This window comes from uncultured Prevotella sp. (assembly GCF_946407605.1).
Lineage (GTDB): Bacteria > Bacteroidota > Bacteroidia > Bacteroidales > Bacteroidaceae > Prevotella.
Map to the genome: position 1 here is coordinate 1 of NZ_CAMJOS010000053.1, position 10768 is coordinate 10768.

At 46.8% G+C, this 10768-nt stretch carries 14 protein-coding genes and 2 pseudogenes; 7 read left to right on the forward strand and 9 right to left on the reverse strand.

The window, feature by feature from the left end; genetic code table 11:
• Positions 1-63: 63 nt before the first annotated feature.
• The 3 genes and pseudogenes from Q0R57_RS13980 to rhuM (Q0R57_RS13990) all read right to left on the reverse strand — a co-directional run.
• Positions 64-1623 (reverse strand): type I restriction-modification system subunit M, encoded by a 1560-nt coding sequence (locus Q0R57_RS13980; protein ID WP_294749010.1) that lies wholly within the window; start codon positions 1621-1623, stop codon positions 64-66.
• 290 nt (positions 1624-1913) lie between these two features.
• Positions 1914-2210: pseudogene (rhuM, locus tag Q0R57_RS13985) on the reverse strand (RhuM family protein); the annotation flags it as partial.
• 48 nt (positions 2211-2258) lie between these two features.
• Positions 2259-2630 (reverse strand): annotated as a pseudogene (rhuM, locus tag Q0R57_RS13990) (RhuM family protein); the annotation flags it as partial.
• Positions 2631-3191: 561 nt separating this feature from the next.
• Between rhuM (Q0R57_RS13990) and Q0R57_RS13995 the strand changes: the two are divergent.
• Together Q0R57_RS13995 and Q0R57_RS14000 are read left to right on the forward strand one after the other, a co-directional pair.
• Positions 3192-3776 carry a DNA-binding protein gene (locus Q0R57_RS13995; RefSeq protein WP_294749012.1) on the forward strand — a complete coding sequence of 195 codons (585 nt, stop codon included), beginning with the start codon at positions 3192-3194 and terminating at the stop codon, positions 3774-3776.
• A gap of 278 nt (positions 3777-4054) precedes the next feature.
• Complete coding sequence (locus Q0R57_RS14000; RefSeq protein ID WP_294749014.1) at positions 4055-4159, forward strand: smalltalk protein; 105 nt, start codon at positions 4055-4057, stop codon at positions 4157-4159.
• 312 nt (positions 4160-4471) lie between these two features.
• Here the strand turns inward: Q0R57_RS14000 and Q0R57_RS14005 are convergent, their stop codons facing one another.
• Both Q0R57_RS14005 and Q0R57_RS14010 read right to left on the reverse strand, forming a co-directional pair.
• Positions 4472-4585 carry a bacteriocin gene (locus Q0R57_RS14005; RefSeq protein WP_294749016.1) on the reverse strand — a complete coding sequence of 38 codons (114 nt, stop codon included), beginning with the start codon at positions 4583-4585 and terminating at the stop codon, positions 4472-4474.
• 272 nt (positions 4586-4857) lie between these two features.
• Entirely contained in the window at positions 4858-5388 is a 531-nt protein-coding gene (locus Q0R57_RS14010) for a hypothetical protein (protein WP_294749017.1), read from the reverse strand.
• Positions 5389-5469: 81 nt separating this feature from the next.
• Between Q0R57_RS14010 and Q0R57_RS14015 the strand changes: the two genes are divergently transcribed.
• From Q0R57_RS14015 to Q0R57_RS14030, 4 genes are read left to right on the forward strand one after another with little or no spacing between them, the layout of a single operon-like run.
• Positions 5470-6075: a GNAT family N-acetyltransferase gene (locus Q0R57_RS14015; RefSeq protein WP_294749018.1), complete on the forward strand. Its 606-nt coding sequence runs from the start codon at positions 5470-5472 to the stop codon at positions 6073-6075.
• Between the two features lie 4 nt (positions 6076-6079).
• Positions 6080-6577, forward strand: coding sequence for a NimIJ family nitroimidazole resistance protein (locus Q0R57_RS14020; protein ID WP_294749020.1), 498 nt, complete (start codon positions 6080-6082; stop codon positions 6575-6577).
• Positions 6574-7128 (forward strand): sugar O-acetyltransferase, encoded by a 555-nt coding sequence (locus Q0R57_RS14025; protein WP_294749022.1) that lies wholly within the window; start codon positions 6574-6576, stop codon positions 7126-7128. Before Q0R57_RS14020 ends, Q0R57_RS14025 begins: the two co-directional genes overlap by 4 nt.
• Complete coding sequence (locus tag Q0R57_RS14030; RefSeq protein ID WP_294749024.1) at positions 7125-7463, forward strand: hypothetical protein; 339 nt, start codon at positions 7125-7127, stop codon at positions 7461-7463. Before Q0R57_RS14025 ends, Q0R57_RS14030 begins: the two co-directional genes overlap by 4 nt.
• Positions 7464-7531: 68 nt before the next feature.
• On the opposite strand, the gene Q0R57_RS14035 is transcribed toward Q0R57_RS14030, so the two are convergent.
• The 4 genes from Q0R57_RS14035 to Q0R57_RS14050 all read right to left on the reverse strand — a co-directional run bounded on the left by Q0R57_RS14035 (position 7532) and on the right by Q0R57_RS14050 (position 9967).
• Positions 7532-8284 (reverse strand): MBL fold metallo-hydrolase, encoded by a 753-nt coding sequence (locus Q0R57_RS14035; RefSeq protein ID WP_294749026.1) that lies wholly within the window; start codon positions 8282-8284, stop codon positions 7532-7534.
• Positions 8281-8574, reverse strand: a complete 294-nt coding sequence (locus Q0R57_RS14040) for a hypothetical protein (protein ID WP_294749028.1) — start codon at positions 8572-8574, stop codon at positions 8281-8283. Before Q0R57_RS14040 ends, Q0R57_RS14035 begins: the two co-directional genes overlap by 4 nt.
• Complete coding sequence (locus Q0R57_RS14045) at positions 8574-9209, reverse strand: lactate utilization protein (RefSeq protein WP_294749031.1); 636 nt, start codon at positions 9207-9209, stop codon at positions 8574-8576. The genes Q0R57_RS14040 and Q0R57_RS14045 overlap by 1 nt, the downstream gene beginning before the upstream one ends.
• Positions 9210-9319: 110 nt before the next feature.
• Positions 9320-9967, reverse strand: a complete 648-nt coding sequence (locus Q0R57_RS14050; protein WP_294749033.1) for a Vat family streptogramin A O-acetyltransferase — start codon at positions 9965-9967, stop codon at positions 9320-9322.
• 289 nt (positions 9968-10256) lie between these two features.
• Here Q0R57_RS14050 and Q0R57_RS14055 point away from each other — a divergent pair, with 289 nt between their 5' ends.
• Positions 10257-10604, forward strand: coding sequence for a type II toxin-antitoxin system HicB family antitoxin (locus tag Q0R57_RS14055; protein ID WP_294749035.1), 348 nt, complete (start codon positions 10257-10259; stop codon positions 10602-10604).
• The last annotated feature ends 164 nt before the right edge of the window (positions 10605-10768 follow it).

Here is a 10768-nt window from a genome sequence, read left to right on the forward strand (position 1 = left end):
TTTTGCCAATTTTCTTGGGGAACTTTAGAGTGTTTTTGCCAATTTTCTTGGGGAATTACGATATTACTCTCCTAATTCTTTGATGATGGCTTCAATCTTCTGGTTCAGCTCATTGCCCTCGGCAACAAGGGTTTCGAGCTTTTCATTTACCTCTTTGATGTTGATCACTTCATGAGTGTCTTCCTGCTCTACATAGCTGGAGACGCTAAGGTTGGTGTCGTTAGCAAGAATATCGTCGTTCTTCACCAACTTGGCCATATACTGCTCGTCCTTACGATTCTGGAACAGTTCCATAATCTTTTCCTGATGCTCGGGCAGGAGGACGTTCTTGTTGCCGTCCTTCTGGAACAGTTTGCTGGCATCTATGAAGAGCACAGAGCTATCTGTCTTGGCACTCTTCTTCAACACGATGATACAGGTGGCAATGCCCACGCCAAAGAAGAGGTTGGCAGGCAACTGGATGACGGTGTCCACGCGATTCTCCCTAATCAGATACTCACGGATTTTCTTTTCGTCACCACCACGATACAACACGCCAGGGAACTCTACAATGGCAGCTGTGCCCTTCTCTGACAGGTGCCACAGCATGTGCATCGTGAAGGCAAGGTCGGCAGCACTCTTGGGAGCCAGCACTCCTGCAGGGGCGTAACGCTCGTCGTTAATCAGAATGGGATTTTCCTTACCGTCCCACTTCAGCGAGTAAGGAGGATTAGAGACGATGGCATCAAAGGGTGCATCGTCCATGTGCTGAGGTTTCAGCAGGGTGTCCTCCAAGCGAATGTCGAAGTTGTCGAAGTTCACATTGTGCAGGAACATGTTGATACGACAGAGGTTGTAGGTCGTGGGATTCACTTCCTGACCAAAGTATTTCAGATTGGGATTCTGCTTGCCAACGGTCTTGGCAAACTTCAGCAGCAACGAGCCTGATCCACAGGCAGGGTCATAGACCTTGTTGATATTAGGATTGTTGCATGATGCCAACTGCGCCAACAGCTCTGAGACCTGCTGAGGGGTGAAGAACTCACCACCGCTCTTGCCTGCCTGCGAGGCATACATCTGCATCAGGAACTCGTAGGTGTCGCCAAAGGTATCGTTGTTGGTGTCGTTGTACTTCGAACCTAAGTCCATCTGAGAAACGGCCTGGAGCACGCGGGCCAACAGCTGGTTGCGCTTGATGACAGTAGAACCCAGCGCAGAGTTGTCAACAGTAAAGTCGCTGAACAAGCCACGCAGGTCGTCTTCTGATGGTGTGCCAACGGCAGAGGCCTCAATGGAGCGGAAAATGTTGGTGAGTCGCTCGTTCAGGTTCTCGTCCTTCTCTGCTGTCTTCACCACATTTTGGAACAGCTGTGAGGGCAGGATGAAGTAGCCTTTCTCCTCCACCATCTTCTTGCGGATGTTCTCTGCAAAGTCATCGCTGATGGTGGTATAGTCGAAGTCGGGCTGACCAGCAGCCGCCATCAGCTGGTGTATATAGTCGCAGATATTCTCTGAGATAAACCGATAGAAGATGCTACCCAAGACGTATGCCTTGAATTCCCATCCGTCAACGGCACCTCTCAGTTCGTTGGCTATCTTCCATATTGTCTTGTGCAATTCTGCACGCTCTTGTTGTGTTGCCATATATAGTTTTATTGCTTGCGTAGTGATAACGTTTTTAGTTTATTTGATTGACTAGGATGGTGCAAGCCGAGAGCAGAAGAAGCGTTTTTCTTATGCCGAGGCACAGCCTATCCTCGCATCCTTTAGGATGCAAAGATAGCAAAAAAATAGCAAATGAATCATCATTTGCTGAAAAAATTTGATTATTTATAGCGAAAAACTATAAATACTCACGAAAATCCTTGGAGAATTGAAAATAATTAGGGTCAGAGAAAGTTCAACACGGATCACGGGACGGTTCCTTGATTCATCTCACTACTACGGATATCGCGAATGCGTTGTAGCAACTCCTTGAAGTAGCGATTGCCGCCTTGCTTCAGACGTTCATCGTCCATCGTAAAGCCCTTCTGGATATACTCATGCAGTAAGCGAGTGGCCCAGCGACGGAAACGTACAGCAATAGGTGACTGAACGCGATAACCTAAGGCAATAATCATGTCGAGGTTGTAGTGGTCAATCTCTCTTTGCACCTGTCGCTTGCCCTCTTGGCGAACTAACAAGTATTTCTTGTGAGTTGCCTCTTCGTCAAGTTCTCCGTCTTCGTAAATAGCTTTTCAAATCACTTCCACGGATCACGGGACTGTTCCTTGATTCATCTCACTACTACGGATGTCGCGAATGCGTTGCAGCAACTCCTTGAAGTAGCGATTGCCGCCTTGCTTCAGACGTTCATCGTCCATCGTAAAGCCCTTCTGGATATACTCATGCAGTAAGCGAGTGGCCCAGCGACGGAAACGTACAGCAATAGGCGACTGCACACGATATCCAAGGGCAATAATCACGTCAAGATTATAGTGTAATACCTGATAATTTTTCCCGTCTGCAGCAGTTGTTCGGAATTTCCGAACAACTGCATCCTGATCCAGTTCCTTATCTTCAAAGATGTTTTTAAGATGCTCACTGATGTTCGACTTGCTCGACTGATAAATCTCTACCAGTTGCGCTTGCGTCAGCCATACATCCTCATCGGCAAAGCGAGTTGTCTTACCCTGAAAAACGTTGAATGTGTGTCATGAGTGTCATGAGTGTCATGTGTCATTAAGGATTCTGAATAGGTAAAAATAGTTCTTAATATATATAATATTATAATATTATATATATTAAGAGTAAAAATCGAGGTTTAAAATCGTAAATGACACGTGACACTCATGACACTCATGACACATTTTGCATAAAAAACGCGAGGCTGAAGAATAAGAAAAATAATTACATCATTCATGAAAAATAATTGGTAAAATATTTGGTGGTTTCAATTATTTTTTGTACCTTTGTATCGTCAATAAAGATAGAAATTTTGCGCCCCCACGAGAGAAATTTTTCTCGCCCACGGGAGAGATGAAAATATTTCATATAGGCGCGGACAACCATCGGATTTGACAAGGAAGATGGAAGACGAGAGGTGCTGATGTCAGATGGAAGAGGTAAGATGTAGGCGCCACAACGAACTGAAAAATCTTGACACACCATCCCGTTAGACCAGAACCTTTAACCAAAAACCAATAAACAATAAACATTAAAAATCTAAGATTATGGCACTTAAAGTAAAAGCAAAAGAACAATTTCAGAACATCGGCAAGTATGCTGGTCAGTATCGTTACGTGATGATGCCTGAGCTCTACACCGCTCTGACTCAGGACAAGGTGATTAAGGAGGCGGCCCTCCGCTCAGGTGTGAGCCGAGGCGTGATGCAGGCCTGCTGGGATGCAGCTGGTGAGGTTATCAAGGCATGGGCCACCGAAGGCCACTCTGTAGCGCTGCCTGGACTGGGCACCATGCGCTTCGGACTGCGCGCCAAGAGCGTGGACGACGTGAACAAGGTGAAGGCGGGCCTCATCTCGAGTCGACGCATCATCTTCACGCCTGATGTCGACCTGAAGGACGAGCTGTCGAAGACTGCCGTGCAGATCACCTGCTACGACCGCGAAGGCAAGGAGGTGAAGCGCGTGACCTCGACTGACGAGGGTAACGTCGAAGATCCCGAAAACGAGGGCGGAACCACGAACTCAGGGAACAACGAATCTACGGAGAACGGCGGCAACAACTCGAACACGAATCCCTCGAATCCCACGAATGGTGACAACACCGGAGGTGGTGGTGACGACGGGTATAACTAAGGTGAAAGGTGACAGGTGAAAGGTGAAGGCTGCGAGTAAGCGAGAACAATGCCAAATCGCATTTGAGCATTGTCGAGCGTGAGCAGACTAGACCGAAGGTCAAGGGAGGTCACACAAAAGGCCTCCCACCTTCACTCCCATAATCACACAGAGAAGTAATTAATAAGGTCACACGGAAATCACAGAAAGCACGGAAACATTCCCTTAGGCTTACGCCGCTTCCCGATTAACGAGAACGCTCAAATCTGTGTGACAAAATAAAGAAAGGAGGAAAAAATATGAAAAACAAGGAGGGATGGAGGATAATCCTCCAGGTGCTGGCAAGCATCATCACAGCAGCGCTGACCGCGCTGGGAACGACCTCATGCATGGAATGCATGTAAGGTGAAGGCTGCGAGTAAGCGAGAGGAGAGCCAAGCTCGCTTGAGCTCTACCGAGCGTGAGCAGACTAGACCGTAGGTCAAGGTGAAAGTTGAAACTTGAAAGGTGGAAAGAGGGGGAGGTAGCACAAGCTATCCCCTCCTTTTATTTTGCTGTAGTCCTTACCAATAAAAAACTCCGCGAACTTTCACAGCTGACGGAGTACGTCAATCTTAATTAACTACGTACATATACTAATGCATATAAAAACACAGCGGCCTTCCTTGCATTAATGCAAAGAAAGCCGTATATTTTAACGCGGGTGCGTAGTCCCTTCACCTCGGTTTATTATTATAATATTCCCATTTTCCAAAACTTGCACCTCCCGACACGTTGTCAAGTTGCTCGTCGGTGAGCTCCTCTTGCTTTTTGTTTTCTTCTGTTTTCATAATCGTAATGTTTAAGTTTCTGGGGGCAAAATTACACATTTTTGTAGAAATCTCAAAGTTTTTTCGCTGAAATTATGTAGAAATCTCAAAATCTTCACACTTCAGTGGAAACGTGGTCAAAGTTGAAGGCTGCGAGTAAGCGAGAGCAGAGTGAAGCTCGCTTCGATTCTGCCGAGCGTGAGCAGACTAGACCAAAGGTCAAAGGTGAAAGTTGAACAAAGGCACCGACTCATATCAGATGGGTTGGTGCCTTTGATGTATAGATACAAATTTCAGTTCATCTTAGTCATGTGATACCCCATACGCTTCAGCTGCATGGCAGCTCCAAACAGGTAGAGCTGATGCAGGCAGGCAACATAGCCGTTGAAAGCCTCCTTCGTGCCTGGTTCGAATCGCTGGCGCATCAGGGCATTATACACACGCGAGGCACACTCGCCAGTCACTTTCTCTAGAATAGTATAGTCCACGCCCTGCAACAGCAGCACCTCTTCGCGGATGTATTCGTCCATCGCATCGTAGCCCCGCTTGTCGCGCATATAGGCATAAAGGTCTTCTATCTTCGAGTATATCCCCCACTCTGCATCCCACATCTTGGCTACGGCCATGCCGATATACATCATCCAGCCGAGCGAGGCCGATGGGAAGTCCTGAAACTCGCGGATGCCATCGGGGATATAGGCCTTAGCTATCTCCTCCCATTTCTCTTCAACATCGGGACACTCAGGTATCCTTTCATCCACCTCCTGCATGCTCAGCAGAAACTGATGCAGGTCATTGCGTAGTGTATCTTCAAAATTCTCCATATTCTCATTTTTATTTGCAAAGTTACGAAAAAATGAGGAATATTTGCTACCTTTGTGCCAAGATTTGAGAATTATTAGGATTTGATTCAGAAACAGATATCTACAGAGAATGCTAACGATGGGCAATTGAAACTGCTCTACGAAACGGCTTTTCCCAAGGAAGAACAGATTCCCTGGGACGATTTGGTACGTCTTATTGGCGAGATGAATCTTGACTTCACGGCCTATTATAATGAGAACCAATTGATAGGCTTCACGATTGTCTATCCCAGACCGTCGTTGACTTCGTCTTCGTCCGTCGCGACTCAGCCGTGCTCGAGCGAGCTCGGACGGCCTTCGCTGCTCCGTCCGTTCAACTGGTACTGGTACTTTGCTGTTAAGGAAGAACTGCGTGGAAAAGGGCTTGGTCAGCAGATTCTAAACCAATTGATAGAAAAATATAAGGGGCAGTCATGTGTTCTGGATATGGAGTCGCCTCGTCAGGAGTGTGCAAACAAGGAGCAAAGGCTACGTCGTCAAGCCTTTTATCTCCGAAACGGGTTCCGTGACACTAATGTTTATCGTTGTTGGGACGACTTGGAGATGACCATTATGATGATGGGCCCTGGCACGTTTACCCTACAGGATTGGGATGAGATTGTTGGAGAGTTAAGGAAATATTGGACATGGGATAAAAATAAGGATTAACTGCATGAGTGGGTTTCGTGAAATGAGGCGCAAGCGCCAACAGCTTTCAAAAGAGGAAAGCATCGCAATACTGGAGAAAGCAACGGCAGGAACACTGGCATTGCTTGGTGATGATGACTATCCCTATGCCGTTCCAATCAGCTATGTCTATCATGAAGGAAAACTGTATTTCCACAGTGCTCTGGCTGGCCACAAGGTGGATGCTATCCGCAAGTGTGACAAGGCTTCTTTCTGTGTTATCGAGCAGGATGATGTGCAGCCGAAGAAATATACTACTTTCTTCCGCAGCGTGATTGCCTTCGGCAGAATCCATATCATCGAGGATGAACAGGAGAAGTTGGAAACGGCTCGTATGCTTGGCAACCACTACAACCCGAATGACGATGAGAGTCTACAAAAAGAAATAGAAAGTGGTTTCTCTCGTATGCTGATGATTCGTTTCGACATTGAGCACCTGACGGGTAAGGAGGCAATTGAATTGGTAAGACAAAGAAATATATGACAGAAAAAGAGAAGATGTTGGCGGGCGAAATTTATTCCGCTGTTGACCCGCAGCTGATAGAAGAGCTGACGGAAGTAAAAGAGATAATCCACGACTATAACCTGTTGCGCCCGTCGGAGAAGGAGGAGGCAAGGGAGATCCTGAAAGGTCTCTTGGGACACATCGCTGATGACAATATTCTGATTAACCAGCCCTTCTATTGCGACTATGGCAAGCAGATTAGTGTGGGTAAGCGGTTCTTTGCCAACTTCAACTTCACCGTACTCGACGAAGCCCCAGTCACCATCGGCGACGACTGCTTTATCGGCCCGAATGTAAGCATTTACACAGCCTGCCATAGTACTGACCCCGTAGAGCGTAACAGCCGTAGAGAGTGGGCAGAACCAGTCACCATTGGCAATAATGTGTGGATTGGTGGTAGTGTGACTATCCTGCCTGGTGTGACCATCGGTGATAACGTGACAATTGGTGCAGGAAGCGTCGTAACGAAAGATATTCCCTCGAACACTATTGCTGTAGGTAACCCGTGTAAAGCAATAAAGACCATATGACACTACGAGAACTTATCAATTCAGTAGATTCAGAGCAGTACAGCGATTCGGCGTTGTATCAAAAGCTGCGTGAGACGAAGCCTGAATACGGTTCTAATAGGCGTATTCAGGTGAAGCTGGTGAATGGTAAAGTTGCTATTACCAATGTTCACGTCGGCTCATTGGGTGATATTCTTACTTACCAGATTGACGTAGCACCAGACCTGCAGGTGACTAAGATGCAACTGTTGGATGAAATCCTCAAAGAGATGTCCACGAACACATTCAGCGATGAAGACCAGGCTGAGTTCTGGGATGACTTTGACAATCTGCAAAAAGCAAAGATCGTAAGATGACTGACCCTGTAATATACAAAAACTGCTGACATAGGCTTTCGCTTACATCAGCAGTTCTTGTTAATCATTCAGATATCTATCGTTTCTCCCTCTCTGCTTATTTCCCAGAAAGGAATGCCTTTTTCATCCGTGAACTCCTTCATGCGCCAAGCGGATTCAAAACCGCTGGCCACGAAGTGCATGGGGACAAAGAGGCCGACCTTGAAACGCTCTATGAACTGTCGGCCACCGAGGGTGTAACCGTTGCCGATGCGCCCGTCAACGGGGAACATCACCACATCGAAGCTATCGGTAATCTTGCGGATATCCTTCAGCTCGCCCAGGTACTGCTTCTCATGGGCTATCGGGTCTATTTCTTCTTCGAACTCTTCACTATAGATCGTTTCGCCTGGTTTGACATCCTGCAGGAATCTGGCATACCAGTTGTTCAAGTCGCCGGCATGGAAGATACGTTTACCCTCTGTCTCTACTATCCACGAAACACCGCTGTCTGTGCTGCCTAATGCCCATACGGACAAAGTGTCGTCTGACCACGCTCCGCCCTTGGCCAACCATACGTCTGCATCTTCCTTTGTGGCTCTCCGATGCTTGTAGATGTCCTTAGAAAGGATATAGGTGATGTTCTTGTGTTGCTTTCTCCACTCAAAGATGGCACTATTGAAATGGTCTTCGTGGAAGTGGCTGGAGAAGACATAGATGGGTTTATCCTTCTTCAGGAACGGCAGCACAACGCCATTCAAGTCCAGCCAGTAGTCGAATATCAGGATGGACCTTTCCGTTTCCAGCACGAAACCGCTATGAAATATATACGTTAGCGTCATGTCCAATACTCCTTTTCTCCCGTTTGTTCCATTTCGCCCTGGCACTTGGGGCAGGTATGTTTATCCCATATCTTGATGTTATCGCTGCCGCACTGCAGACATAAACGACCAACCTCGCTTCTAAAAGATGGTGCCACGTCGGCAATGATACCACCCACCACGAGGTTCTGGATGGTCTTGCAGTCTGGGCACGACACGGCCGTAATCTCCTGTCGGAAGAGTCCACGCCCCTCGTACACCTCGGCCTCATAGCCGCACTGCTTACAACGATATTTCAGTTTCCAAGACATTAGTATCCGAGGTTTTCACCTACCAACACGACGACATGTCGGCCCTGTGGAGAGTTCCTGAGGAAGTGGACGTAGTTACAGATAGACTGTGGCGAGTTGCAGTTATGGCACACGCCATCAGACTTACAGGGCGTCTTGACGTCGAAACGTGCCGCATTGGTGGGCGCCGCCGTGCTACGTGCCCTGGCAAGTGCAGCCTCTACGTTCTGAGCCACCTTGTTCATACCGATAACGAAGATGACTTTCTTTGGTCCCCAAGTGATAGCGGCCACACGATTTCCGTTGCCATCAATGTTCACGATGACACCGTCCTCAGAAATGGCATTGGCACTGGATAGATAGACGTCTGAAGAAAACGCCTTGAGATATATCGCCTGCGCTTCCTCTGGCGTTGCAGCGAGGTCACGGTCGAGCACTTCGAGTGTACCACGGTCTTTGAGATACTGGGGGATGCCAAGGTCGCGGATGGTCATTGTACCGCCCCATGTCACACTGCTTCCGTCCTCAATGAGTTCCGACACTTTCCTCACGGCCTCTTCTGCCGTCGCACAATAGAAGCCTTCCATGTGTCGGCGCTTCAGGTTCTTGATAATGGTCTGAGCCAATTGCTCATTTCTTTGTTCCAATGGTGTCATAGTAATGCTTGTTTAACTTATTTGCTTTAGTAATCAAAGAGGATGATAGATGCCATCCTCATCAAACAGCTTCTTCTGCAGGTGCGAACACATATTTGTAGTGTCGATAGTCATTTTTCAATAGTTCTAATCAGTGAAAGATCGCCACTCGACAAGGCCTTAAAATTAGCCTCAATCTTTTCAATGTCCCAATCCCACCATTTCAATTCCAGAAGGTAGGCGATAAACTCGTCATCAAAACGCTTACGGATTACCCTGCAGGGATTACCTGCAGCAACAGAATACGGGGGAATGTCTGAGGCAACAACAGAATTTGCACCAATGATGGCTCCATCGCCGATATGAACGCCTGGCATCACAGTTACGTTTTGGCCGATCCAAACATCATTGCCGACTACAGTATCTCCCTTCAGTGGCAACTCATCTTTGATTGGAGCTATTGCGCTGCCCCAGTCACCTCCTATAATATAGAACGGATAGGTGGTCACTCCATCCATTCTATGATTGGCACCGTTCATCACAAATTCTATGCCTTTGGCAATGGCGCAGAACTTGCCAATTATCAGCTTGTCGCCAATAAAATCGTAGAAGTGTGTGACGTGCTTTTCAAACTGGTCAGCACCATCCACATCATCATAGTAGGTATAATCACCGATGATAATACGTGGATTCTTCACCACATTCTTGATGAAGCAGAGTCTTGGGAGATTCGGATTTGGAAATGCCTCGTTGGGGTTGGGCCTGTTTTTTATAATCATAAATCTCAATTTGTTACCAGTTTCTTATGGCCTCTTGTTCTACGCTTTGGAAGCGGTAGAACATCCCCGGTTATTCGGGTGAACGTCTATTCCATCGACGTATCGTTTTCTTCTTCAATAAGCTTGCGTCCTCCTTATTCCAATTAACTGGTTAGTTAGACGTTTGCAGATGCAAAAGTAAGAAAATATACTGTTAATACCAAACTTTGCCCTCACTTTTTATGCAAATGATTAAATAATTGTTCAAAAGTTTGGAAGTTAGTACCAAATTTAGTACCTTTGTTGCGATATGGATTATTTAGAGTATAAAGGTTATAAAGGTAGTGTTGAGTATAGCAAGGAAGACAACTGCCTGTGTGGCAAAGTTCAGGGAATGAGCAAAGCGCTGATTCTCTATGAGGGCAACACACTCGATGAATTGCGCAAGGATTTCGAGGAAGGTGTAGATAGTTATCTTGAAGCCTGCAAGGCTGATGGCGTTGAGCCTGCAAAGCCATATAGCGGAAGACTGAATCTGCGAATGTCATCAGAATTGCATTCTCGCGTCGCAGCATTTGTTGCAGCCACTGGCACCACTATCAACGACTTCATCAACGATGCCATCAAGAACGAGTTGAAGCACGCTGCTGCTTTATGAGTACAATCATTGAGAAATTAGAGTAGCATCAGCCTGCCTCACCATCAAGATGGAGAGAAAACTGAGTTTAGACAAGCACACAAGAAATTGCTGTGGTAGTTTTGTACAACACATAAAAATGAAAAAAGAGAGGTCAAAAACCTCTCTTTTGTACACCCGCAGGG

What these genes read in the sequence shown, in the direction of transcription:
- Q0R57_RS13980 (WP_294749010.1), bottom strand. Translation starts at nt 1,623, where the DNA reads ATGGCAACACAACAAGAGCGTGCAGAATTGCACAAGACAATATGGAAG.
- Q0R57_RS13995 (WP_294749012.1), top strand. Translation starts at nt 3,192, where the DNA reads ATGGCACTTAAAGTAAAAGCAAAAGAACAATTTCAGAACATCGGCAAG.
- Q0R57_RS14000 (WP_294749014.1), top strand. Translation starts at nt 4,055, where the DNA reads ATGAAAAACAAGGAGGGATGGAGGATAATCCTCCAGGTGCTGGCAAGC.
- Q0R57_RS14005 (WP_294749016.1), bottom strand. Translation starts at nt 4,585, where the DNA reads ATGAAAACAGAAGAAAACAAAAAGCAAGAGGAGCTCACCGACGAGCAA.
- Q0R57_RS14010 (WP_294749017.1), bottom strand. Translation starts at nt 5,388, where the DNA reads ATGGAGAATTTTGAAGATACACTACGCAATGACCTGCATCAGTTTCTG.
- Q0R57_RS14020 (WP_294749020.1), top strand. Translation starts at nt 6,080, where the DNA reads ATGAGTGGGTTTCGTGAAATGAGGCGCAAGCGCCAACAGCTTTCAAAA.
- Q0R57_RS14025 (WP_294749022.1), top strand. Translation starts at nt 6,574, where the DNA reads ATGACAGAAAAAGAGAAGATGTTGGCGGGCGAAATTTATTCCGCTGTT.
- Q0R57_RS14030 (WP_294749024.1), top strand. Translation starts at nt 7,125, where the DNA reads ATGACACTACGAGAACTTATCAATTCAGTAGATTCAGAGCAGTACAGC.
- Q0R57_RS14035 (WP_294749026.1), bottom strand. Translation starts at nt 8,284, where the DNA reads ATGACGCTAACGTATATATTTCATAGCGGTTTCGTGCTGGAAACGGAA.
- Q0R57_RS14040 (WP_294749028.1), bottom strand. Translation starts at nt 8,574, where the DNA reads ATGTCTTGGAAACTGAAATATCGTTGTAAGCAGTGCGGCTATGAGGCC.
- Q0R57_RS14045 (WP_294749031.1), bottom strand. Translation starts at nt 9,209, where the DNA reads ATGACACCATTGGAACAAAGAAATGAGCAATTGGCTCAGACCATTATC.
- Q0R57_RS14050 (WP_294749033.1), bottom strand. Translation starts at nt 9,967, where the DNA reads ATGATTATAAAAAACAGGCCCAACCCCAACGAGGCATTTCCAAATCCG.
- Q0R57_RS14055 (WP_294749035.1), top strand. Translation starts at nt 10,257, where the DNA reads ATGGATTATTTAGAGTATAAAGGTTATAAAGGTAGTGTTGAGTATAGC.